The organism is Actinomadura rifamycini DSM 43936 (genome assembly GCF_000425065.1).
Classification (GTDB): domain Bacteria; phylum Actinomycetota; class Actinomycetes; order Streptosporangiales; family Streptosporangiaceae; genus Spirillospora; species Spirillospora rifamycini.
The window spans coordinates 18,037-41,414 of the sequence record NZ_AULB01000040.1 but is presented as its reverse complement, the minus strand read 5'-3'; the positions used below and the strand labels follow the sequence as shown (position 1 = coordinate 41,414).

At 71.9% G+C, this 23,378-nt stretch carries 18 protein-coding genes; 14 read left to right on the top strand and 4 right to left on the bottom strand.

Features of this window, described 5'->3' with window-relative positions:
- Positions 1–73: 73 nt before the first annotated feature.
- Together H505_RS0130635 and H505_RS45345 are read left to right on the top strand one after the other, a co-directional pair.
- Complete coding sequence (locus H505_RS0130635) at positions 74–571, top strand: phosphoribosyltransferase (RefSeq protein ID WP_026405022.1); 498 nt, start codon at positions 74–76, stop codon at positions 569–571.
- Between the two features lie 60 nt (positions 572–631).
- Complete coding sequence (locus H505_RS45345) at positions 632–1,606, top strand: DUF4192 domain-containing protein (protein ID WP_034520641.1); 975 nt, start codon at positions 632–634, stop codon at positions 1,604–1,606.
- A gap of 946 nt (positions 1,607–2,552) precedes the next feature.
- Here the strand turns inward: H505_RS45345 and H505_RS0130625 are convergent.
- Positions 2,553–2,921: a hypothetical protein gene (locus H505_RS0130625; protein WP_026405021.1), complete on the bottom strand. Its 369-nt coding sequence runs from the start codon at positions 2,919–2,921 to the stop codon at positions 2,553–2,555.
- Between the two features lie 158 nt (positions 2,922–3,079).
- Between H505_RS0130625 and H505_RS45340 the strand changes: the two genes are divergently transcribed.
- The 6 genes from H505_RS45340 (at position 3,080) to H505_RS0130595 (ending at position 10,160) form a co-directional block, all read left to right on the top strand.
- Positions 3,080–3,898, top strand: coding sequence for a polysaccharide deacetylase family protein (locus tag H505_RS45340; protein WP_051301339.1), 819 nt, complete (start codon positions 3,080–3,082; stop codon positions 3,896–3,898).
- A gap of 35 nt (positions 3,899–3,933) precedes the next feature.
- Positions 3,934–4,434, top strand: coding sequence for a DUF1707 and DUF4870 domain-containing protein (locus H505_RS0130615; protein ID WP_026405020.1), 501 nt, complete (start codon positions 3,934–3,936; stop codon positions 4,432–4,434).
- 171 nt (positions 4,435–4,605) lie between these two features.
- Positions 4,606–5,973, top strand: coding sequence for an FAD-binding oxidoreductase (locus tag H505_RS0130610; RefSeq protein ID WP_026405019.1), 1,368 nt, complete (start codon positions 4,606–4,608; stop codon positions 5,971–5,973).
- 103 nt (positions 5,974–6,076) lie between these two features.
- Complete coding sequence (locus H505_RS0130605) at positions 6,077–7,342, top strand: class I SAM-dependent methyltransferase (protein WP_026405018.1); 1,266 nt, start codon at positions 6,077–6,079, stop codon at positions 7,340–7,342.
- Positions 7,343–7,466: 124 nt separating this feature from the next.
- Entirely contained in the window at positions 7,467–9,062 is a 1,596-nt protein-coding gene (locus tag H505_RS0130600) for a RecQ family ATP-dependent DNA helicase (RefSeq protein ID WP_026405017.1), read from the top strand.
- Between the two features lie 90 nt (positions 9,063–9,152).
- On the top strand, positions 9,153–10,160 hold the full coding sequence (locus H505_RS0130595) for an ATP-dependent DNA ligase (protein ID WP_245592668.1): 1,008 nt from the start codon (positions 9,153–9,155) through the stop codon (positions 10,158–10,160).
- A 9-nt stretch (positions 10,161–10,169) separates the two neighbouring features.
- On the opposite strand, the gene H505_RS0130590 is transcribed toward H505_RS0130595, so the two are convergent.
- A complete protein-coding gene (locus H505_RS0130590; protein WP_034520636.1) occupies positions 10,170–11,072 on the bottom strand; it encodes an alpha/beta fold hydrolase in 903 nt (300 codons plus the stop codon).
- Positions 11,073–11,226: 154 nt separating this feature from the next.
- Here H505_RS0130590 and H505_RS0130585 point away from each other — a divergent pair, with 154 nt between their 5' ends.
- Positions 11,227–12,471, top strand: coding sequence for a cytochrome P450 (locus H505_RS0130585; RefSeq protein WP_026405014.1), 1,245 nt, complete (start codon positions 11,227–11,229; stop codon positions 12,469–12,471).
- Positions 12,472–12,520: 49 nt separating this feature from the next.
- On the opposite strand, the gene H505_RS0130580 is transcribed toward H505_RS0130585, so the two are convergent.
- On the bottom strand, positions 12,521–14,065 hold the full coding sequence (locus H505_RS0130580) for a long-chain-fatty-acid--CoA ligase (RefSeq protein ID WP_026405013.1): 1,545 nt from the start codon (positions 14,063–14,065) through the stop codon (positions 12,521–12,523).
- Positions 14,066–14,362: 297 nt separating this feature from the next.
- On the opposite strand from H505_RS0130580, the gene H505_RS45335 reads away from it, so the two are divergent.
- Both H505_RS45335 and leuS read left to right on the top strand, forming a co-directional pair.
- Positions 14,363–14,977, top strand: coding sequence for a hypothetical protein (locus H505_RS45335; protein WP_051301338.1), 615 nt, complete (start codon positions 14,363–14,365; stop codon positions 14,975–14,977).
- A gap of 215 nt (positions 14,978–15,192) precedes the next feature.
- Entirely contained in the window at positions 15,193–17,661 is a 2,469-nt protein-coding gene (leuS, locus tag H505_RS0130570) for a leucine--tRNA ligase (RefSeq protein ID WP_026405012.1), read from the top strand.
- Between the two features lie 49 nt (positions 17,662–17,710).
- Here the strand turns inward: leuS and lexA are convergent, their stop codons facing one another.
- A complete protein-coding gene (gene lexA, locus H505_RS0130565; protein ID WP_026405011.1) occupies positions 17,711–18,394 on the bottom strand; it encodes a transcriptional repressor LexA in 684 nt (227 codons plus the stop codon).
- Between the two features lie 1,206 nt (positions 18,395–19,600).
- Here lexA and nrdR point away from each other — a divergent pair.
- From nrdR to H505_RS0130550, 3 genes are all read left to right on the top strand, one after another.
- The gene (gene nrdR / locus H505_RS0130560; protein ID WP_026405010.1) at positions 19,601–20,074 is read left to right on the top strand and encodes a transcriptional regulator NrdR; all 474 of its coding nucleotides are present in this window, start codon (positions 19,601–19,603) and stop codon (positions 20,072–20,074) included.
- A 117-nt stretch (positions 20,075–20,191) separates the two neighbouring features.
- Complete coding sequence (locus H505_RS0130555; RefSeq protein ID WP_026405009.1) at positions 20,192–23,017, top strand: vitamin B12-dependent ribonucleotide reductase; 2,826 nt, start codon at positions 20,192–20,194, stop codon at positions 23,015–23,017.
- A gap of 133 nt (positions 23,018–23,150) precedes the next feature.
- Positions 23,151–23,375, top strand: a complete 225-nt coding sequence (locus tag H505_RS0130550) for a hypothetical protein (protein ID WP_026405008.1) — start codon at positions 23,151–23,153, stop codon at positions 23,373–23,375.
- The last annotated feature ends 3 nt before the right edge of the window (positions 23,376–23,378 follow it).

The window sequence follows — 23,378 nt, the reverse complement described above, 5'->3', positions numbered from 1 at the left end:
GTCCCGGAACCGGGACGCCCCCTTTGCGGGGGCTCGCGTTCGATGCACGGCCGGGGTCGGCCAAGATGGTGGCGTGTCTGCTGAAAGAGAAGTCCTGACCTGGGAGTTGTTCGGCGCCGCGAGCCGCGAGCTGGCGCAGGCGGTCGCCGACAGCGGCTACCGCCCCGACCTGATCCTGTCCATCGCCCGCGGCGGCCTGTTCGTCGCCGGATCCCTCGGCTACGCGCTGGACGTGAAGAACCTGCACGTGATGAACGTCGAGTTCTACACCGGCGTCGACGAGCGCCTCGACCTGCCGGTCATGCTGCCCCCCGTCCCCAACGCCGTGGACCTGTCCGGCGCGAAGGTCCTCGTCGCCGACGACGTCGCCGACACCGGCGCGACCCTCAAGCTCGTCCGCGACTTCTGCGCCGACCACGTCGCGGACGTCCGCTGCGCGGTCGTGTACGAGAAGCCCGCGTCCTCGGTCAAGTGCGAGTACGTCTGGCGGCACACCGACCGCTGGATCAACTTCCCCTGGTCCACCGAGCCCCCGGTCGTCAGCAAGCCCCACCAGGTCCTCGACGCCTGAGTTATCCACAGGGCCCGGTTCGTCGACGGCCCCGCACGTCCGCCTGCGAACGTCGATGGCATGAGTCCACTGGTCATCCGCTCCGCCCAGGACGCCATCGCCGCAGTCCCGTACATGCTCGGCTTCCACCCGTCCCGCAGCCTCGTCGTGATCGGCTTCGACGGGCCGCCGAACACCTGCGCCGTCCGCCTGGATTTACCGGTGGACGGCGCCGCCGGGCAGGCGGCCGGGATGCTCGCCGGCAACGGCTTCCGCCGGGCCCTCCTGCTCGGGTACGGCGGACCCGAAGAGGTCGCCGCCGCCGCCGTCGCCATGCGCGCGGCCCTCGCCGCCGCGGGCGTCGACACCGTCGAGGCCATCCGCGTCGACGCCCACCGATGGTGGTCGCTGACCTGCGACGACGACTGCTGCCCGGCCGAGGGCACGCCCTACGACAGCACCGGCAGCGTCGTCGCCGCCCAGGCGACCTTCGCCGGGCACGTCGTCCTCGCCGACCGGGACGAACTGGTCCGCTCGGTCCAGCCCGTCCCGGACACCCCCGCCCTCCGCGCCGCCACCGAACGCGCCGAGAAACGGTTCCTCGCCCGAGCCCGCGAGCCCTCCGCCCGCTACCGCTCCAAGGCCGCCGAAGAGGGGGTCGCGTTCATCGCCTCCCTCTCCGGCGACCTCACCGACGACGAGGTCGCCTGGCTCGGCGTGCTGCTCACCGACCGCCGCGTCCGCGACGAGGCGTGGATCCGCATCGACGAGGACGCGCCCGCGGAGGACATCCGGTTCTGGCGCGACGTCACCCGCCGCGTCCGCGCCCCCTACGCCGCCGGCCCCGCCGCCCTCCTCGCCTACGCCGCCTACGCCGCGGGCGACGGCGGCCTCGCCAACATCGCCCTCGACCGGGCCCTCGACGCCGACCCCCGCTACTCGATGGCCGTCCTCCTGCGCCAGGTCATCACCTCGGGCATCCCGCCCTCCAAGGCCAAGATGCGCATGACCCCCAGCCAACTGGCCGCCGCCTACGAGGAGAAGGAAGCCGGATGACCACCCCACACCCACCCCGCCCCCCGCCAAGCCCCAATCCACCCCGCAATAACCCCACCCAGCCGCAACAGAGCACCGAAGCCACTACCGACACAGGCACCCCGACTGCACCTGCACCGGCGTCTCCGGCTGCTTCGGACGGCAGCGGCGGCGTCGTGGGCATCGGCGGCTCCGGGCGGTTTCGGCCGCTCCGTCGGCTCCGGGCGGCTCCGGCGGCTCCCGGCGGGCGGTCGGACGGTGGCATGGAGTAGCGCGGGGGTGTCGGCGGGTCGTTCCGTCAGGTGATCGAGAGCGGGCCGCCGGGCGGGCGGTCGCCGCGATCGTTCCCACACCGTCGTGGGGACGCCGGACACCACCGGCACGATCGCAGCGGCCCGCGCCCTCCCCGTCACAGACGGCCGGACATATGTGAGGGCTCCGCCTATAAGCCCGCCTTGGGGCCGCCCCGTGGCAAACCCGCAGTCCCCGACGCCCAGGGCGGGCCGTTGGGGCGGCCCCATGCCATCGACGCGGCCGCCGACCCTTGGCCCCCGCTGATCCCGAAGGTGGTGAGCAGCCATCCGTACCCGGCTCCCGACAATCCCGGCCGCTCCCACGCGTCCAGCACGAACACCGAGAGGTGCCGGGCAGCCTCCCGTGATGTGCGTGACGGGTGCGAGGTGCGATGAAACGTTCCCCACCTGCCTGCTCTACGCCTCGCGGCGTGGGGCGGCGGCCCGCCCGCTGAGCCTCCGCGCGGCCGACGCGGGTCGGCCCGTCCCGGCGGCTTCTGCGGACCGCCGTCGGGGCATCAGGCCCTCGTGTGGGGGCGTGGAGGTCTCGGGCGACTGGGGAGCACTTCGCATGGGCGTGTTTGTTCGTGTTGAGGGGCGGCTGGTCGGCCGCGTGCGCCTGTCGGCTCCGTGGGCTTGTGCCGGTTGGCGTGCCTGTGACGGGGGCGCCTGGGTCAGGAGACGGCTTCGCCGGGTTTGCCGGGGTCGATGCGGCGGTCGGGGTTGCGGGCGTTCCAGGCCCGCATCCGCGGGGGGTAGCCGACGATCTGGACGTCGTAGACGGGGGCGCCGAGGTCGCGGGCGACCTTGCCGATGACTTCGGGGGCGCCGACGCGGCGGCGGGTCCACTCGCCGTCGTGGGCGACGGCGACCGCGGTGGTGTCGGTGGCGAAGGTCTCCGGCTCGACGAAGAACTCCACGCCGCGGCGGGAGCGCGCGAAGGCGATCAGCGCCTCGATGTCGGCGTCGGTGGCCTCGCGGTCGAGCCTTGTCACCGAGGACCCGCGGTGCTTGCGGATCCCGAACCGGTCCCGGAACCTCATGATCTGCCCTGTCGGCTGGGTGGCGCCCCCCGTTCCCGGGGGCTGGTCTGACGATAAACGATCGCTTGCTCGCGGCGGTTCCCGACACGGCGGTCGCGTCCCGGACGGGCGGGGTTCCGCGATCTAGACTGGCGGGGCTCGAAGATCGGGGGGAGCGGATGGACGGGCCTGGCCTGGTCCGGCGGGGGGCCGCGGCCGTGCTCGCGGCCGCGCTGTGCGGGTGGCTCAGCACGCTGGCGCCGTCGGCCGGTTCGGTGGCGGTCGTGGCCGTGCAGGCGGTGCGGGAGGAGCCGCCGCCGGCGGCGCCTCCGGCTCCGCCGGCGCCGCCGCCGGAGCCGGAGGTCGACTGCGCGCGGGCGAAGTGCGTGGCGCTGACGTTCGACGACGGGCCGGTGCCCGGGACGGCGGAGCTGCTGGACGTGCTCGAGGCGCGGGACGTCCGGGCGACGTTCTTCGTCGTGGGGGAGAAGGCCGCGGAGTACCCGGAGCTGGTGCGGCGCGAGCACCTGGCGGGCCACGAACTGGGGAACCACAGCTACACGCACGCGGACCTGGGGGCCGCTTCGGGGGAGCGGGTGCGGTCGGAGCTGCGAAGGACGCAGGACGTCATCCGGCGCGCCAGCGGGTTCACGCCCGTGCTGCTGCGCCCGCCGTACGGTTCGATGTCGAAGACGCTGACGCGGGAGGCCCGGGAGTCGGGGCTGTCGCAGGTGCTGTGGTCGGTGGACCCGCAGGACTGGAGCGAGCGCGACACCGGGTCGGTCGAGGAGCGGGTCGTCGAGGGGACGCGGCCGGGGGCGGTCGTGCTGATGCACGACATCCACGGTTCGACGGTCGACGCGGTGCCGGAGATCATCGACCGGTTGCGGCGCGACGGGTACGTGTTCGTCACCGTGTCGGAGTTGTTCGACGGGCGGCTCACCCCCGGGGAGGAGTACGTCGAGCGGGAATCAGGGCAGCCTCAGGGACTTCCCTGATGGCCCGGCGGGCGGGGCGCGCGGACTATGGGGACATGAGTACTCAAGGCCACCTGCGGGTGTCGGACGCCGAGCGTGAACCCGCCCTCGGACGGCTGAAGGACGCGTTCGCCGAGGGGCGGATCGACCACGACGAGTTCGACATGCGCACGCATCTGGTGCTGACGGCGAAGACACGGGACGATCTGGCCTCGGCGACGGGCGACCTGGCGCCCGCGCCGGCGGCGGGGGGCGCCGTCGCGGTGCAGGGCGACGACCGGGTGGTGGCGGCGGTGGCGCACGGGCTGGGGGCCTTGACGCTGTTCGTCGGGCCGCTGGTGGTGATGCTGACGCGGGGCCGCCGGTCGGAGTACGTGCGCAGGCAGGCCGCGGAGGCCGTGAACCTGCAGCTGACGCTCCTGGTGATCACGATCGTGACGTTCGGGGTCGGCGGCGTGCTCTACTCCGTGGCGTGGATCGCGTCGGTCGTCGCGGCGATCTACGCGCTGGCCGGGGAGCCGTTCCGGTACCCGTGGATCTTCCGCCCGGTCAAGTAGCACTCGGGTTTGTGGGCGCGCCCCCACGGGGAAAGGTTGACCGACCGCCTCGTAGGGAGATGGATCAGCGTGCCCATGCCTTTATTCCCCTCCCTGCCTGTGATGACAACAACGTCCGGGTTATGTGGACCGTACATGGGATGATCGATTAACTATGTTCGGGAGGGGTACATGACGGAGCTTGCGATCAAGGGCGATCACCAGCGGGCGGTGGAGGCGCTCAGGCGGTCCTACGCGGCGATCCCGGCGGGCACGCCGGTGCGGCTGGCGAAGAAGACCTCGAACCTCTTCCGGTGGCGCGACCCCTCGGCGGCCCCCGGCCTGGACGTGTCCGGGTTCGACAGGGTGCTGAGCGTCGACCCGGACGAGCGGACCGCGCAGGTCCAGGGCATGACGACCTACGAGGACCTGGTCGACGCGACGCTGCCGCACGGGCTGATGCCGACGGTCGTCCCGCAGCTGAAGACGATCACGCTGGGCGGCGCGGTCACCGGGCTGGGCATCGAGTCGACGTCGTTCCGCGACGGTCTCCCGCACGAGTCGGTGCTGGAGATGGAGGTCCTGACCGGCGACGGGCAGATCGTCACGGCGACGCGCGACAACGAGCACGCGGACCTGTTCTACGGGTTCCCGAACTCCTACGGGACGCTCGGCTACTCGCTGCGGTTGAAGATCGAGCTGCGGCCGGTGCGGCCGTACGTCCGGTTGCGGCACCTGCGGTTCGGCGACGCGGCGTCGCTCGCGAAGGCGATGGCGGACATCACCGAGTCGCGGACGTACGAGGGCGAGGCCGTCGACTTCATGGACGGCACGGTGTTCAGCGGGTCGGAGCAGTACATCACGCTGGGGTTCTTCACGGACGAGGCGCCGTACACGTCCGACTACACCGGTCAGGAGATCTACTACCGGTCGATCCAGCGGCGGTCGGTCGACTTCCTGACGATCCGTGACTACATCTGGCGCTGGGACACCGACTGGTTCTGGTGCTCGGGCGCGTTCGGGGTGCAGAACCCGCTCGTGCGGCGGGTGTGGCCCGACAAGGCCAAGCGGTCGGACGTGTACCGGAAGCTGGTCGCGTACGACCGGCGGTACCACGTCGTCGCCCGGGTGGAGCGGTGGCGCGGGCTGCGGCCGCGCGAGGACGTCATCCAGGACATCGAGGTCCCGGTGGAGCGGCTGCCGGAGTTCCTGGAGTTCTTCCACGAGAAGATCGGGATGAGCCCGATCTGGCTGTGCCCGCTGCGGGTGAAGGAGCAGTGGCCGCTGTACCCGCTCGAGCAGGGCCGGACGTACGTGAACGCGGGGTTCTGGGGGACGGTGCGGATCCCGCCGGGGCAGATCCCCGAGTACCACAACCGGCTGATCGAGCGCAGGGTCGCGGCCCTGGACGGGCACAAGTCGCTCTACTCGACGGCGTTCTACGGCCGTGACGAGTTCTGGCGCTACTACGACGGGGAGACCTACCGGCGGCTCAAGGGCGCCTACGACCCGGACGGGCGGCTGCTGGACCTCTACGACAAGTGCGTGCGCGGGCGCTGACCTGGCGCCCGCCGTTTTCGGGGGGCCCGGCGGCGAGCGGCGGCCGACCGCGTCGGCGGCCGGCGGACGCGCCCGTCCGGGTGGAGAGACAGGAGGGAACAAGATGACGCTGGCCAAGGTCTTCGAGCAGCTCGCCGGGCCGCAGGCGCCAGTGGAGTTCACGGCGTACGACGGTTCGCGGGCGGGGGCGCCCGGCGCCGACATCCGGGTCCACGTGCGTTCGCCGTACGCGGTGTCCTACCTGGTGCATTCGCCGGGGGCGCTCGGTCTCGCGCGCGCCTACGTGACCGGGATGGTCGACGTCCACGGCGACATGATCACGGCGCTGTCCACGATGCAGGCGCTGTTCGGTGAGGTGACGGGGCGGCAGAAGGCGGGGATCCTCACCGAGGTGATGCGCGACCCGCTGCTGCGCGGCGCGGTGTCGCGGCGGCTGGACCCGCCGCCGCAGGAGGCGCCGTTCAGCCGGATCCCGTCGTGGCTGCGGCACTCCAAGCGGCGCGACGCGCGGGCGATCTCGCACCACTACGACGTGTCGAACACGTTCTACGCGTGGGTGCTGGGCCCGTCGATGGCGTACACGTGCGCGTGCTACCCGGCGGAGGGCGCGACGCTGGAGGAGGCGCAGTTCCACAAGCACGACCTGGTGGCCAAGAAGATCGGGCTGCGGCCCGGGATGCGGCTGCTGGACGTGGGCTGCGGCTGGGGCGGCATGGTGATGCACGCCGCGCAGGAGTACGGCGTGAAGGCGCTGGGCGTGACGCTGTCGAAGCAGCAGGCGGAGTGGGCGCAGAAGGCGATCGCCGACCGCGGCCTGTCCGACCTGGCGGAGGTCCGGCACCTGGACTACCGGGACGTGGCCGAGTCGGGGTTCGACGCGGTCAGCTCCATCGGGCTCACCGAGCACATCGGCAAGGCGAACCTGCCGTCGTACTTTTCGTTCCTGTACGGGAAGCTGAAGCCCGGCGGGCGGATGCTGAACCACACCATCACGCGGCCCGACAACCTGGCTCCGCCGCGCAAGGAGAACGGGTTCATCAACCGGTACGTGTTCCCGGACGGCGAGCTCGAGGGCCCGGGGTACGTCCAGATGCAGATGAACGACGCCGGGTTCGAGATCCGGCACCAGGAGAACCTGCGGGAGCACTACGCCCGCACGCTCACCGGCTGGTGCCGCAACCTGGACGAGCACTGGGACGAGGCCGTCGCCGAGGTCGGCGAGGGCACGGCCCGCGTGTGGCGCGTCTACATGGCGGGGTGCGTGCTCGGCTTCGACCAGAACTGGATCCAGCTGCACCAGACGCTCGGGGTGAAGCTGGACGAGAAGGGCAACTCCCACATGCCGCTGCGTCCCGACTGGGGCGTGTGACGGCGGCGGCGCTCCCGCGGAAACGACGAGCCGACCGGCTGACCGGTCGGCTCGTCGCGTTTCCGGGTCCGCTCAAGGCGTCCGGCGCGCGTGTACACGGCACCTGGCGGGGGACGGGCGAGGCGTGGAGCGTCGCAGAGGGGTCGCGGAGGTCGCCGAGGAGCTGCTGGGCGTCCGGGAGCTGCGTCCCGGGCAGCGTGAGGCGATGGAGGCGCTCGCCGGGGGACGGGACGCGCTGGCGGTGCTGCCGACGGGGTCGGGGAAGTCGGCGGTGTACGAGGTGGCGGGGGTGCTGCTGGGCGGCCCGGTCGTGGTGGTGTCGCCGCTCGTGTCGCTGCAGCGCGACCAGGCGCTGGGGCTGCGGGAGGCGGGCCTGGAGACGCACGTCCTGAACGCGGCGGCCGGACGGGCGCGGCGCGAACGGGCGGACGCGGCCCTCGCCGCGGACCGTCCGGCGTTCGTGTTCATGGCGCCCGAGCAGCTGCTCCGCGAGGACGTGCGGGCGCGGCTGGGGGAGTCGCCGCCGCGGCTGCTGGTCGTGGACGAGGCGCACTGCGTCTCGGCGTGGGGCCACGATTTCCGCCCGGACTACCTGCGGCTCGGCGCGGTGGTCGCGGCGCTGCGGGACCGTCCGGTGGTGGCGGCGCTGACGGCGACGGCCGCGCCGCCGGTCCGCGCGGAGATCGTCGAGCGGCTCGGCATGCGGGACCCGGCGGTGGTGGTCCGTGGGTTCGACCGGCCGGGGATCCGGCTGTCGGTGCGCCGGTTCGGGGACCCGGACGAGCAGGCCGACGCCGTCGTGCGGACCGCGGAGGGACTGGACGGCTCGGGCATCGTCTACGCGGCGACGCGCAAGGACACGACCAGGTACGCGGAGCGCCTGCACAGCGCGCGCGCCTACCACGCGGGCCTGCGCAAGAAGGAGCGGGACGCGGTCCAGGCGGAGTTCATGGACGGACGTACGCGCATCGTCGTCGCGACGAGCGCGTTCGGGATGGGGATCGACAAGCCGGACATCAGGTTCGTGCTGCACGCGCACGTCACCGGTTCGCCGGACGAGTACTACCAGGAGGTCGGCCGCGCGGGGCGGGACGGCGAACCGGCCGAGGCGGTCTGCTTCTACCGTGCGGAGGACCTCGGCCTGCCGCGCTTCTTCACCGGCGGCCTGCCGGACGAGGAGACGCTCGGCGCCGTCTACGCGGCGGTGCGCGCGGGGACCGGGACGCGCCGCGAGCTGGCGGCGCGCACCGGCCTGTCGGCCCGCAGGCTGGCGGTGCTGCTGGACCTGCTCGCCGAGGCGGGGGCGGTGCGCCTGCGGCGGCGCGTGCGTCCGGTCCCCGATCCGCCGTCCCCGGACGCGGCGGTCGCGGAGGCGGTGCGCCTCGCGGAGAACCGGCGGGACGTGGAGCGGACCCGCATCGAGATGATGCGGCGGTACTGCGAGCTGGCCGACTGCCGGCGCCGCTTCCTGCTGCGCTACTTCGGCGAGACCTACGACCGGCCGTGCGGGCACTGCGACAACTGCGAGGCGGGCCGCGCCGAGACGCGCGCGGACAACCGCACGTTCCCGACGGGCACGCGGGTGGAGCACCGCGAGTGGGGGCGGGGACGGGTCGTCGAGGGCGCGGGCGACCGCGTCACCGTCCTGTTCGACGACGTCGGCTACCGCGAGCTGCTCGTCGAATCGGTCCTGGACAACGATCTGCTCAAGCGCGTCTAAACCCGGTCAAGATTCCTCTCGCGCCGAGGTCCCCGCAGGTCGAACGGGGTAGGCGGGGGGCAGGACGTCGAGCTGGGGGGACGCGTGGCCATGCACATCCGGTCCCCGGTGAAGCCGATGCTGGCGGCGGCCGTGGACCGCGTGCCGGAGCCGCAGGCGTGCCCCGGCGGGTGCCGCTACGAGCCGAAGTTCGACGGGTTCCGCGCCATCGCGATCGTGGACGAGGCGGGTGCGGTGCTGCTGGCGTCCCGCCGCCGCACGCGGTTCAACGAGGCGTTCCCCGAGGTGGCGGCGGCGGTGGCGGAGCTGGTGCCGCCCGCGACGGTGCTGGACGGCGAGATCGTCCGGTGGGGTCCGGACGGGCGGCTGGACTTCGGCGCGCTGCAGCGCCGGCACGTCGCCGGGCGCCGCCGCCCGGACCTGGCGCGGGCCGAACCGTGCCACTACGTGGTGTTCGACGTCCTGGAGGCCGGCGGCGCGGATCTGCGGCGGCGCCCGCTGCGGGAGCGCCGCGCGGTCCTGGAACGGCTGCTCGGGGACGTCTCGGCCGCCGCGCGGGTGGTGGCGTCGCCGCAGACGGCGGACGTCGCGGAGGCGCGCCTGTGGTTCGAGGCGCTCGCCGAGCAGGGCATCGAGGGGCTGGTCGTCAAGGACGCCGACGGCGCGTACCTGGAGGGGCGGCGCCGCTGGCAGAAGGTGAAGCGCCGGACGACGGCGGAGGGGATCGTCGGCGGCGTCACCGGCACGCGGCAGGCGCCGGAGTCGCTGATCCTGGGCCGGTTCGACGCGGACGGCCGGCTGCGGGTGGTCGCGCGGACGACGCCGCTGCCGCCCGCCGCGCGCACCGGGCTGGCGGCGGTGCTGCATCCGGGGTCGCCCGACCATCCGTGGCCGGCGGAGCTGCCGTCGGGGTTCGCGGGCGGCCCGTACGGCTCGCACCCGCCGATCCGGTACGTCCGCACCGAGCCGGAGACGGTGGTGGAGTTCAGCGCGGACGCGGCCGTGGAGAACGGCCGCTGGCGGCACGCCGTCCGGTACGTCCGGATGCGGGCGGAACTGGACCCGTCGGACGTGCCGCCGTTCGGCGACCCGTACTGACCGCCCGCGTCAGCCGGCGAGCCAGTCGAGGACCAGCCGGCCGACCTCGGCGGGCCGGTCGCGCTGCAGGAAGTGCCCGGCGCCGGGGACGAGCCGGGCCCGGGAGCCCGGCGGCAGCGCGGCGACGATCGGGGCGAGGTCGCCGCCCGGCGCGACGACGTCCGCGCCCATGCAGCCGTCCTCGTCGCCGTGCAGGTAGAGGACGGGACGGGTGCCGCGCGCGTCCGCCGCTTCCTGCGCGGCGGCGTAGCGCTCGATGTGGCGTTCCGGATCGAGCATCGCGCGGTAGTAGCCGAGCGCGGCGGTGATGTTGCCGGGCGCGGCGAGGCATTCCATGACGCGGTCGACCTCCGCCGTCGGGGCGGGCGCGCCGGGCGGCGACCAGTCGCGCCACAGCCCCTCCACGAACTCGCGGTTCAGGATCGTCTCGGCGAGCGCGGTCTGGAACACGAACACGTAGAACGAGCGCTTGAGCTGCCCGTACGCGAAGAACGAGCTGACCAGCACCTCGATCGGCGGGACCGCCATCGCGACGGCCCGGCGCCACCGGTCCGGTGCCATGCTCGCGGCCCCGTAGGCGGCGGCCGCGCCCCAGTCGTGGCCGATGAGGACGGCGTCCGGGCCGCCGCCGAGGGCCTCGTGGAGCGCGACGGCGTCGGCGGCCAGCGCGCCCGTCTGGTAGGCGCCGTCCGCCGGGACGGACGTGGGCGCGTAGCCGCGCATGAACGGGGCCACGGCGCGGTACCCGGCGGCGGCCAGGTCGGTGAGGAGGGGACGCCACGTGTGCGGGGAGTCGGGGAAGCCGTGCAGGCACAGCGCCAGCGGCCCGTCCGGCGGCCCGGCCTCCAGGTAGCCGAACGTCAGCCCGTTCGCGTCGATCGTCCCGTCGGAGATGTCGGTGAAGTCGCCCATGCGCTCGCCTCCTCGTGGCGCCGCCACCCTCTCATCACGACGGCGGCGGCGATGTGACCCGGGTCACCTATTGCCGTGCGGACTCGCCGCGCCGCACTTTACTCTGAGAGGGTGCATGTAAACCGAATCGGATTCGGAATGATGAGGTGACACCGTGCTCAAGGCCGAGGACATCAACCTGACGGACTGGGATTTCTGGCGCCGTCCCCACGACTACCGCCATGAGGCGTTCAAGGCGCTGCGGGGGCACGGGGAGCTGATCCGCTACGACGAGCCCGAGGTCGTCATCGTCGAGCAGGGCCCCGGCTACTACGCGCTGACCCGGCACGCCGACGTCGTCGAGGCGTCCCGCCGCCCCCAGGACTTCTGCTCGGGGCGCGGCACGATCAGCATTCCGGACATGCCCGGCGACCTGCACGAGTACTTCGGCTCCATGATCAACATGGACGACCCGCGGCACGCCAAGATCCGCCGGATCGTCTCCCGCGCGTTCTCCCCGCGCATGATCCAGCGGTTCGAGGACAAGGTCGAGGCGGTCGCCGCCGAGCTGGTGGACGGCATCGCCGCCGGCCACGGGACGGGCGACTTCGTGCAGGACGTCGCCGCCCGCCTCCCCCTGAAGATCATCTGCGACATGATGGGGATCGGCGAGGAGCACTACGGCACCGTCCTGGACGCCACCAACGTCATCCTCGCCGGCAACGACGCGGAGTTCCTCCCCACCGGCAGCGCCGAGGAGATGGCGATGGCGCTGCTCGGCGCCGGCGAGACCCTCAAGGGCCTGGTGGAGGACCTCGGGCGCCGCCGCCGCGCCGAGCCCACCGACGACCTGACGTCCGCGCTGGTCAACGCGAACATCGACGGGGAGTCGCTGACCGACCAGGAGCTCGGCTCCTTCTTCATCCTGCTCGTCGTCGCGGGCAACGAGACGACCCGCAACGCGATCGCGCACGGCCTCGACCTGTTCACCCGGCACCCCGAGCAGCGGGCCCTGCTGGTCGAGGACTTCGACGGCCGCATCGCGGGCGCCGTCGAGGAGATCGTCCGCTACGTGTCCCCGGTCATCTGGATGCGCCGCACCGCGACCCGCGACACGACGCTGAACGAGCACGAGATCAAGGAGGGCGACAAGCTCGTCCTGTACTACTGGTCCGCGAACCGGGACGAGTCGGTCTTCACCGACCCGGAGAAGTTCGACATCCTCCGCGACCCCAACCCGCACGTCGGGTTCGGCGGCCCCGGCCCGCACTTCTGCCTGGGCGCCCACCTCGCCCGCCGCGAGATCACCGTGATGTTCCGCGAGCTGCTGCGCCGCGTCCCCGACATCCGGGCCGGGGAGGCCGAGCGGCTGGAGTCGAACTTCATCAACGGCATCAAGCGCCTGCCGTACACGTTCTGAACGCGCGGAGCGGGCCCCGGCCGGCGGCCGGGGCCCGCTCGCGGACGGGTCAGCGCAGCTCGCGCTTGAGGATCTTGCCCGTCGCGGTCATCGGCAGCTCGTCGCGGAACTCGACGATCCGCGGGTACTTGTAGTTCGCGAACTGCTCCTTGCCCCACGCGACCAGCTCGTCCTCGGTGACCGTGGCGTCCGGCGTGCGGATCACGTACGCCTTGATCTCCTCGCCGTGGCTGTCGTGCGGGACGCCCACCACGGCGGCCAGCGACACCTGCGGGTGGGTCATCAGGACCTCTTCGAGCTCCCGCGGGTACACGTTGTAGCCGCCCCGGATGATCATGTCCTTGGAGCGGTCGATGATGAAGTAGTAGCCCTCCTCGTCGCGGCGGGCCACGTCCCCGGTGCGGAACCAGCCGTCGCGGATCGCGGCCTCGGTCGCCTCGGGCCGCTTGTAGTAGCCCTTCATGATGTTGTGGCCGCGGATCGCGATCTCGCCGGGGCCCTCGCCCTCGACGTCCTTCCAGTCGTCGTCGATCAGCTTCATCTCGACGCCCCACACCGGCAGCCCGATCGAGCCGGGCTTGGTCGGGCGGTCCGGGCGGTTGAACGACGCGACCGGCGACGTCTCCGACAGCCCGTAGCCCTCCAGCACGTCCGCGCCGAACTTCTCCTTGATCCCCTTGAGGACCTCCATCGGCAGCGCCGCGCCGCCCGACACCGCGACCCGCAGGTTCTCCCGGATCGTCGCGACGTCCTCCGCGGACGTGTCGTGGGTCAGCAGCCCCCAGTACATCGTGGGGACGCCCGCGAAGATGTTCACCTTCTCGCGGACCATCAGCGCGACGGCCTCCCCGGCGTCGAACCGCGGCTGCATCACCAGCGTCGCGCGCCGGTAGAACCCGACGTTCATCACGCACGTCTGGCCGAAGATGTGGAACAGCGGCAGCGTCACCAGCGACACGTCGTGGAGCGTCTTGGTGAACAGCGTGTCGTCCACCATCGCGTTCATCAGCAGGTTGCCGTGCGACAGCTCGGCGCCCTTCGGCTGCCCGGTCGTCCCGCTCGTGTAGATGATCACCGCGGTGTCGGTGGCCTCGCTCAGGTGCGGCTCGAACGTGCGGGGCTGCCCGCCCAGCGCCGCCCAGAACAGCTCCGCCCCCTCGATCGGCGACTCGGTCGCCGCCGGGTTCGCCGGCAGCAGGAAGAAGTGCTCGCACTCCGCGGCCTGGTCGAACCCGGCCTTGCCCATCTCGCCGAGCGGCAGCTCCGGCGTCCCCTCGAAGCAGAAGAACGCCTTCGCGTCGGAGTCGGCCAGGTGGTAGGCGATCTCGCGCGGCTTCAGCAGGACGTTCAGCGGGACGACGACCGCGCCGGCCTTGAGCGCCCCGAAGTAGACCATCGGGAAGTACGGCAGGTTGGGGCTGGACAGCGCCACCTTGTCGCCCGGTCCGATGCCGCGCGACCGCAGGAGGTTCGCGACCTGGTTCGCGACCGAGTCGATGAAGGAGTACGGCAGCCGCAGGTCGCCGAACACGACGGCGTCGCGGTCCGGCGTCTCGCGGGCGGCGTCCTCCAGCAGCACGGACAGGTTGAGCATGGCACTCCTCGCGCGGAACGGATGACCGGCCGGTTGTTACCGACGAGTCTACGAATCGTTCCGCTCATCCTGCTGTATCCGGACGTGTCCGCGCCATGGTGCGACGCCCTTTTTGACGTGCCGTTTTGTCCCGACCGCCCGGTCCCTGGGACGGGCGTGACGGGAGGGGCACGGAGCGTCCCGGGCCTGCCGGTCGTGTCCGGATCCGGGCCGGATCGTTCCCGGGCGGTGCGCCGCCGCGCGCGCCCGTCCCCCGTCCCCGTTACGATGACCGTTCCGGGAAAAGGGGGCATTGTCGTGATCATTTTCGGCTGGCGCGTGGTGTTCTTCACCTTGGGCAAGGGCGTCTTCCACTGCCCGCAGTGCGGCGGCGACCGCGAGTACCGCCGGCGCCAGGGCCGCAACTTCTTCACCCTGTTCTTCATCCCGGTGCTGCCCCTGAACAAGACCGGCGGCGAGATCGTCGAGTGCGGCACCTGCCGCGGCCGCTGGACGCCCGGCGTCCTGGAGGTCCCGACGACCGCGCAGCTCGCCCACATGCCCGCGATGCTCCTGCGGATGGCGATCGCCCAGGTCCTGCGCTCCGGCGACTACACCCACGCGCCCGCCCGCTCCCGCGCCGTCGCCGTCGTCCGCCAGGCCGGCGAGAGCGGCTACGACGAGAGCGCGCTGAACGCCGACCTCGGCCGCCCGTTCGACGACGTGCGCCGCGAGATGGGGCGCGCCTCGTCCGCGCTGGCCCCCGAGGCGCGGGAGAGCATCCTGCGCGCCGCCGCCGAGATCGCCCTCATGGACGGGCCGCTCAGCGTCTCCGAGGAGGAGACCCTCGGCGCCGTCGGCGCCGACCTCGAACTGACCCGCGTCCAGATCACCGGCGTCGTGTCCCTCGCCCGCCAGGCGTCCGGCCACTGACCCCCGCCGGACCGGGCGGCGCCCGCGATATCCCCGGGCGACCGGGGTTGCGGTTGCGCTACGCTTGTTGTATGCATGCCAGGCTGCTCCTCGAACGGCCACGCTGACGCGAGAAGTCAGCGTGGCGGCCCCTCCTGAGCGAGGGGCCGTTTCATTTCGGCGGACGGCCCGGCCCCTTTGCCAGGGACTCGCTAGGGACGGAAGAGAGAGTAAGCGTGAGCAGCGACGAGCAGTACGACCCGCGGGCGGTTCAGGACAGGTGGCAGGCCCGGTGGGCGGAGCTCGACCCGTTCAAGGCCGCCGAAGGCGACGACGGCCGCGAGCGGCGCTACGCGCTGGACATGTTCCCCTACCCGAGCGGCGACCTGCACATGGGTCACGCGGAGGCGTTCGCGATCGGCGACGTCCCCGCCCGCTACTGGATCCAGCGCGGCCACAACGTGCTGCACCCCATCGGCTGGGACTCCTTCGGCCTGCCCGCCGAGAACGCCGCGATCAAGCGCGACTCGCACCCGGCCGAGTGGACGTACGCCAACATCGACACCCAGGCCGCGTCGTTCCAGCGGTACGCGCCGTCCTTCGACTGGTCGCGGCGGCTGCACACGTCCGACCCCGAGTACTACAAGTGGACGCAGTGGCTGTTCCTGCGCTTCTACGAGCGGGGCCTGGCCTACCGCAAGGGCGGCCACGTCAACTGGTGCCCCAAGGACCAGACCGTCCTGGCGAACGAGCAGGTCGTCGGCGGGCACTGCGAGCGCTGCGGCACCCTGGTCGAGAAGCGCGTGCTGACCCAGTGGTACTTCAAGATCACCGAGTACGCGGACCGGCTGCTGGACGACATGGAGCAGCTGGAGGGCAAGTGGCCCGAGCGGGTCCTGCTGATGCAGCGCAACTGGATCGGCCGCTCCACCGGCGCCGACGTCGACTTCGTCATCGAGGGCCGCGACGAGCCCGTCACCGTCTACACCACGCGCCCCGACACCCTGTACGGCGCCACGTTCATGGTCGTCGCCGCGGACGCCGCGCTGGCCGAGGAGATCTGCGCGCCCGACCACCGGGCCGCGTTCGAGGCGTACCGGGAGGAGGTCTCCCGGGAGAGCGAGATCGAGCGGCTGTCCACCGAGCGGGAGAAGACCGGCGTCTTCCTGGGCCGCTACGCGATCAACCCGGTGAACGGCGAGCGGCTGCCGATCTGGGCGTCCGACTACGTGCTGGCCGAGTACGGGCACGGCGCGATCATGGCGGTCCCCGCGCACGACCAGCGCGACCTGGACTTCGCGCTGAAGTTCGGGCTGCCGGTCCGCGTCGTCGTCGAGACCGGCCAGGCCGACCCGGCGGCCACCGGCGTCGCCACCCCCGGCGAGGGGCGGCTGGTCAACTCCGGCCCGATCGACGGGCTGGCCAAGGCGGACGGCATCGCCCGCATCATCGAGATCATGCAGGAGCGCGGCACCGGCCGGGCGTCGGTGAACTTCCGGCTGCGCGACTGGCTGGTGTCCCGGCAGCGGTTCTGGGGCTGCCCCATCCCGATCGTGCACTGCGACGCGTGCGGCGAGGTCCCGGTGCCGGACGAGCAGCTGCCGGTGCGGCTGCCCGACGGGCTGCGCGGCGCCGACCTGGCGCCCAAGGGCACGTCGCCGCTGGCCGCCGCGGCCGACTGGGTGAACACCGAGTGCCCCAAGTGCGGCGGCGCCGCGAAGCGCGACACCGACACGATGGACACGTTCGTCGACTCGTCCTGGTACTACTTCCGGTACTGCTCGCCGGGGTACGAGGGCGGCCCGTTCGACGTCGAGCAGGTCCGCAAGTGGATGCCGGTCGACCAGTACACGGGCGGTGTCGAGCACGCCATCCTGCACCTGCTGTACAGCCGGTTCTTCACCAAGGTCCTGCACGACATGGGCATGGTCGACTTCACCGAGCCGTTCACGCGGCTGCTGAACCAGGGCCAGGTGATCAACCAGGGCAAGGCGATGTCGAAGTCGCTGGGCAACGGCGTCGACCTGGGCGAGCAGATCCGCGAGTTCGGGGTGGACGTCGTCCGGCTGGCGATCCTGTTCTCCGGGCCGCCCGAGGACGACATCGACTGGGCCGACGTGTCCCCGCACGGCATGTCGAAGTTCCTGTCCCGCGTGCACCGCATCGCGAGCGAGGTCGGGGCCGCCCCCGGCGGCGACCCGGCGTCCGGCGACATCGCGCTGCGCCGCGTCACCGCCCGCACCGTCGACGAGGTCACGACCCTGGTCGAGTCGCAGCGGTTCAACGTCGCGATCGCGCGGATCATGGAGCTGGTCACCGCGGCCCGCAAGGCGATCGACTCCGGTCCCGGCGCCGCCGACCCGGCCGTCCGGGAGGCCGCCGAGGCGATCGCGGTGCTGCTGTCGCTGTTCGCGCCCTACACCGCCGAGGAGGCGTGGTCGCTGCTGGGCCGCACCGCCCCGGTGATCCGCGCGGGCTGGCCGGCCGCCGACCCGGCCCTGCTGGTCGAGGAGTCGGTCACCTGCGTCGTCCAGGTCGCCGGCAAGGTCCGCGACCGGCTGGACGTCGCCCCGGGCATCGCGGACGGCGAGCTGGAGAAGCTGGCGCTGGCGTCGCCGAAGGTGCGGGACGCGCTGGGCGGCGCGGACATCGCGAAGGTGATCGTCCGCGCGCCGAAGATCGTGAACATCGTGCCGAAGCGCTGAGACGGGAAACGGCCGCCGGGGGCGCCCCGGCGGCCGTTCCGTCGCTCGTTCACATCTTGCGGAGGACCGCCACCACCCGGCCGAGGACGGACGCCTCGTCGCCGGGGATCGGCTCGTAGGCGGAGTTCTGCGGCAGCAGCCAGATGTGCCCGTCGCGCCGCTTGAACGTCTTCACCGTGGCCTCGCCGTCGATCATCGCGGCGACGATGTCGCCCTGCTCGGCGACCGGCTGCTGGCGGACGACGACCCAGTCGCCGTCGGCGATCGCGGCGTCGATCATCGAGTCGCCGGTGACCTTCAGCAGGAAGTGCGTACCCTCGCCGACGAGCTGCTTGGGCAGCGTGAAGACGTCCTCGACGGCCTCCTCGGCGAGGATCGGGCCGCCGGCCGCGATCCGGCCGACGAGCGGCACGTACGCGGGCGTCTGGGCGGACGCCGTCCCGTCCGGGGTCTCGGGCTCGGTGCGCACCGGCGTCGCCCCCGGCACCCGCACCTCGACCGCGCGCGGCCGGTTCGGGTCGCGCCGCAGGAACCCCTTGCGCTGCAGGGTCCGGAGCTGGTGCGACACGCTCGACGTGCTGGTCAGGCCGACCGCCTCGCCGATCTCCCGCATGGACGGCGGATAGCCGCGGCGCTGCACCGAGTCGCGGATCACCTCGAGCACCATGCGCTGCCGCTGCGTCAGCCCCGACTCGTCCATCGGCCCGTCGGGCAGCTCCCGGACCTTGCTCATCGCTCGCCTCCCGGGCGCCTCGATCTCATCACTCCTGGCCCTGCACGTTATCGCGCCCGGGCGCCTCGATCAAACAATTGTTCGAAGTGCTCAGGTGTTTTCTGAGGACGTCCACAGAACATCGTACAGGCGTTCGATCGGATTTTCTCGCGCCGGGGCCCGAGATGGCCGCTTCACCCGATACGCACCGCACGGTTTGCCCGTCCGAACCGATTGCGCAAGACGCCTCTCCCGGGGTGCCGCTTCGGTGCCTTCTCGAATCGCCCCCGCCCGCCCCGGTTACGGCGGACCGAGAGTGAGGAAGGCGCGTCCGCGACCGCCATGCGACCCGGAAATGGGAGTCCGGGAGCTGAGTGACATATCCGCTATGCCGGACGAACGGGCGGTGTCCCGAGTCGGCGGACGAGCGGTGGGCGCCGGTGCGGAGAATCGTGTCGCGCCCGGCCCGAAACCGCAGCGTACGGCCGTCGCCGGGTGCTGAGGGCGGTCATTGGCGAGGGGGCTCGGGATCCGCGTTCCTCGACCGGCCGAAGCGGTTTCCGATCGCCGCGGCGACATCCGTATAAGCGGCGCCCGCAGCCTCGCGGCCGGATTCCGGCGGACGCGCGAGTGACGGGGGTCGACGGCGATTCCCATTGCGGCGGACGTCCCGGCCGGGGACCGGCCGAAGCGAGCGGACCGGGCCGGACATCGGGACGGCACGGGATCGGGCGGACGCCCCTGGTGCGGCCCGCCCCCTCCGCGATCCGGATCCGATCGAAAACGCGGATCGCGGACGCGGGCGGCGAGAAGTCCGGCCCGCTTCGGCGTCGTCCAGGTCCCGCACGCCGAGGCAGCCGTTCGCGTACGCCCGCGCGGGGAAGTTCGCCCCCATCCGCGCCCGCCTGCGGACGGGTCGGGCGGCGCGCGGCAGGACGCCGCGAGGGTGCCGGAGCGGCGGACGATCCCGGGTCGCCGGCCGCCGTTCCGGCGTCCGGGCGCGACACGCCGGAGCGCGGATCCGATGTGGCGGGACGCGGCCGCGCGCCACCAGCGCGTCCGTGGCGGATGTGACTCGGGAGGCAGTCGATCAGGTTGCGTTGGCGTCTGCAGACCCGTACGGTTGACCACAACATCTAGTAGTTACATCGATGGGATTAACCACAACTTGTGATTGTGGCACTGTTCTCGCGATGGCGCTCCAATCGGTTCGGGGAGGGGAGAGACGTGCACTGCCCGTTCTGCCGCAACCCCGACACCAAAGTGATCGACAGCCGTTCCACCGACGACGGCGGCGCCATTAGACGGCGTCGCTCGTGCGCCGAATGCGGTCGGCGATTCACCACGCAGGAGAATGTCCTCGTGATGGTCGCCAAGCGAAGCGGCGTCACCGAGCCGTTCTCCCGCGACAAGATCATCGCTGGGGTGCGCAGGGCCTGCCAGGGCCGCCCGGTCGACGAGGACGCGCTCGCGAAGCTCGGCCAGCGGGTCGAGGAGGACATCCGGTCGGCGGGATCGGCGGAGATCCCCTCGCACGAGATCGGACTCGCGATCCTGGGGCCGCTCGGTGAACTCGACGAGGTCGCGTATCTGCGGTTCGCCTCCGTGTACCGGAGCTTCGAATCGCTCGACGACTTCGCCCGGGAGATCGAGACACTGCGGAATGCCGGTTCCTCGGGGGAGCCCGGCCCGTCCCGTTAGGGACGGCGGAAACACAAAGCATCGAACGTGAAGCGCCACCGCGCCGGGCATGCCCCGCGCGGCGGCGGAGTTGTTCCTGGACAGGGCCCGGCGGGAGGGCCCGAGAGGGGGAAGGTCATGACGGAGACGGTGAGCGGCTCGACGGCGCGGCGCGGCAAGGGGGCGCGCAAGGGCCTGAAGGTCGAGCGGATCTTCACCAAGCCCGGCGTGCATCCGTACGACGAGCTGACCTGGGAGCGCCGTGACGTCGTCATGACCAACTGGCGGGACGGCTCGGTCAACTTCGAGCAGCGGGGCGTCGAGTTCCCGGACTTCTGGTCGCTCAACGCGGTCAACATCGTCACGTCCAAGTACTTCCGCGGCGCCGTGGGCACCCCGGCCCGCGAGTGGAGCCTCAAGCAGCTCGTCGACCGCGTCGTGAGCATGTACACGAAGACGGGCCTGGAGAACGGCTACTTCGCGTCGGACGAGGACGCCGAGATCTTCGACCACGAGCTGAAGTACGCGCTCGTGCACCAGATGTTCAGCTTCAACTCGCCGGTCTGGTTCAACGTCGGCACCAAGTCCCCGCAGCAGGTCTCGGCGTGCTTCATCCTGTCGGTCGACGACACGATGGAGTCGATCCTCGACTGGTACAAGGAAGAGGGCGTCATCTTCAAGGGCGGCTCCGGCGCCGGCCTGAACCTCTCCCGCATCCGGTCCAGCCGCGAGCTGCTGTCGTCCGGCGGCACCGCCAGCGGCCCGGTCTCGTTCATGCGCGGCGCGGACGCGTCCGCCGGGACGATCAAGTCCGGCGGGGCCACCCGGCGCGCGGCGAAGATGGTCGTGCTGGACGTCGACCACCCCGACATCGAGGAGTTCATCGAGACCAAGGCGCGCGAGGAGGACAAGATCCGCGCGCTGCGGGACGCCGGGTTCGACATGGACCTCGGCGGCAAGGACATCGGCAGCGTCCAGTACCAGAACGCCAACAACTCGGTCCGCGTGTCGGACGAGTTCATGCACGCCGTGGAGTCGGACGGCGAGTTCGGGCTGCGCGCCCGGATGACCGGCGAGATCGTCGAGAAGATCAAGGCCAAGGACCTGTTCCGGCAGATGGCGAAGGCCGCGTGGGAGTGCGCCGACCCGGGCGTCCAGTACGACGACACGATCAACGACTGGCACACCAACCCCGAGACGGGCCGCATCACCGCGTCGAACCCCTGCTCGGAGTACATGTCGCTGGACAACTCGTCCTGCAACCTGGCCAGCATCAACCTGCTGAAGTTCCTCGGCGAGGACGGCACGTTCGACGTCGCGCGGTTCGTGAAGCTCACCGAGCTGGTCATCACGGCGATGGACGTCTCCATCACGTTCGCCGACTTCCCGACCGAGAAGATCGCCGAGACGACCCGGGACTACCGCCAGCTCGGCATCGGGTACGCCAACCTCGGCGCGCTGCTGATGGCGACCGGCCACGCCTACGACTCCGAGGGCGGCCGCTCCCTCGCCGCCGCGATCACGTCGCTGATGACGGGCGTCGCCTACCGCCGCTCGGCCGAGATCGCGGGCGTCGTCGGCCCGTACGCCGGGTACGCGCGCAACGCCGAGGGCCACAAGCGGGTGATGCGCAAGCACGCCGCCGCCAACGACGAGGTCCGCACGCTCCACGACATGGACCGGACGATCCTCGCGGCCGCCGCCAAGCAGTGGCAGGAGTGCCTGAAGGTCGGCGAGAAGCACGGCTACCGCAACGCGCAGGCGTCGCTGCTGGCCCCGACCGGCACCATCGGCCTGATGATGGACTGCGACACCACCGGCATCGAGCCGGACCTCGCGCTGATGAAGTTCAAGAAGCTCGTCGGCGGCGGGTCCATGCAGATCGTCAACCACACGGTGCCGCGCGCCCTGGAGCAGCTCGGCTACCAGCAGGAGCGGATCGAGGCGATCGTCGAGTACATCGCCGAGCACGGCCACGTCGTGGACGCCCCGGGCCTGCGGCCCGAGCACTACGAGGTGTTCGACTGCGCGATGGGCGAGCGCGCGATCAGCCCGATGGGGCACGTGCGGATGATGGCGGCCGTCCAGCCGTTCCTGTCCGGCGCGATCTCCAAGACCGTCAACATGCCGGAGCAGGCGACCGTCGAGGACATCGAGAAGGTGTACTTCGAGGGCTGGCGGCTCGGCCTGAAGGCCCTGGCGATCTACCGCGACAACTGCAAGGTCGGGCAGCCGCTGTCGGCCGCCGGGAAGAAGGAGAAGGCGGAGACCGCCGCGGCGCCCGCGCCGGCGGCCGAGGTCCGGCCGGTCCGCAAGCGGCTGCCGAAGCAGCGCCCCGCGACCGTCACCCGCTTCTCCGTCGCCGGCGCCGAGGGCTACATGACCGCCTCGTCCTACCCGGACGACGGCCTCGGCGAGGTGTTCCTCAAGCTCGGCAAGCAGGGCTCGACCCTCGCCGGCGTGATGGACGCCTTCTCCATGGCGATCTCCATCAGCCTCCAGTACGGGGTGCCGCTGGAGACGTGGGTCGAGAAGTTCACGAACATGCGGTTCGAGCCGGCGGGCATGACCGACGACCCGGACATCCGCATGGCGACGTCGGTGATGGACTACATCTTCCGCCGCCTGGCGCTCGACCACCTGCCCTACGACGAGCGCGCGGGCCTCGGCATCTTCACCGCCGAGGAGCGCGCCATGCAGGCCAACGGCGAGGACCCGGCGTCCCTGCACGAGGACGACGTCCAGCACGACGCCCTCGCCCAGACCGCGGAGATCGCGCGTCCCGCCGCGCCGCAGGCGGCCCCCGCGGCGTCGAACGGCGCGCACTCGTCCGTCGAGGCCATCGAGAGCCGCCAGGGCCGCACGCAGGACGCGCCGCTGTGCCTGACCTGCGGCACGAAGATGCGCCCCGCCGGCAGCTGCTACGTCTGCGAGGGCTGCGGCTCCACCAGCGGCTGCAGCTGAAGCAGCGCCCCCTGAGGGGCGGCACGTGAAGGGAAGCGGGCGCCGGGTCCACCGGCGCCCGCTTCCCCGTTCCGGGCGCCCCGGGGCGGAACGGGGTTGAGTTTCCAGCGGCTGGAAGGTGCACAGTCGGGCCATGAGCACGAGCGCGGAGGGCCGCGCCGTGGTCGAGCGGATCACCGGCCCGGACGTCCCGGCCGCGGACCGCGCGGCGGCCGCCGACGAGATCGCGGCGTTCACCGACGCCCGCGTGGGGCGCTACTGGACCCTGCTGGCGGTCATCGCCGGGCAGGAGCCGACCCCGCCGGCGGTCCCGGCGTTCGAGTGGTTCATCGCGGCGCTGCGCGCCCACTCCGGCTGACCC

Coding starts and splice junctions, on each gene's coding strand:
- H505_RS45345 (WP_034520641.1), top strand. CDS start 632: ATGAGTCCACTGGTCATCCGCTCCGCCCAGGACGCCATCGCCGCAGTC.
- H505_RS0130625 (WP_026405021.1), bottom strand. CDS start 2,921: ATGAGGTTCCGGGACCGGTTCGGGATCCGCAAGCACCGCGGGTCCTCG.
- H505_RS45340 (WP_051301339.1), top strand. CDS start 3,080: ATGGACGGGCCTGGCCTGGTCCGGCGGGGGGCCGCGGCCGTGCTCGCG.
- H505_RS0130615 (WP_026405020.1), top strand. CDS start 3,934: ATGAGTACTCAAGGCCACCTGCGGGTGTCGGACGCCGAGCGTGAACCC.
- H505_RS0130610 (WP_026405019.1), top strand. CDS start 4,606: ATGACGGAGCTTGCGATCAAGGGCGATCACCAGCGGGCGGTGGAGGCG.
- H505_RS0130605 (WP_026405018.1), top strand. CDS start 6,077: ATGACGCTGGCCAAGGTCTTCGAGCAGCTCGCCGGGCCGCAGGCGCCA.
- H505_RS0130595 (WP_245592668.1), top strand. CDS start 9,153: ATGCACATCCGGTCCCCGGTGAAGCCGATGCTGGCGGCGGCCGTGGAC.
- H505_RS0130590 (WP_034520636.1), bottom strand. CDS start 11,072: ATGGGCGACTTCACCGACATCTCCGACGGGACGATCGACGCGAACGGG.
- H505_RS0130580 (WP_026405013.1), bottom strand. CDS start 14,065: ATGCTCAACCTGTCCGTGCTGCTGGAGGACGCCGCCCGCGAGACGCCG.
- lexA (WP_026405011.1), bottom strand. CDS start 18,394: ATGAGCAAGGTCCGGGAGCTGCCCGACGGGCCGATGGACGAGTCGGGG.
- H505_RS0130555 (WP_026405009.1), top strand. CDS start 20,192: ATGACGGAGACGGTGAGCGGCTCGACGGCGCGGCGCGGCAAGGGGGCG.
- H505_RS0130550 (WP_026405008.1), top strand. CDS start 23,151: ATGAGCACGAGCGCGGAGGGCCGCGCCGTGGTCGAGCGGATCACCGGC.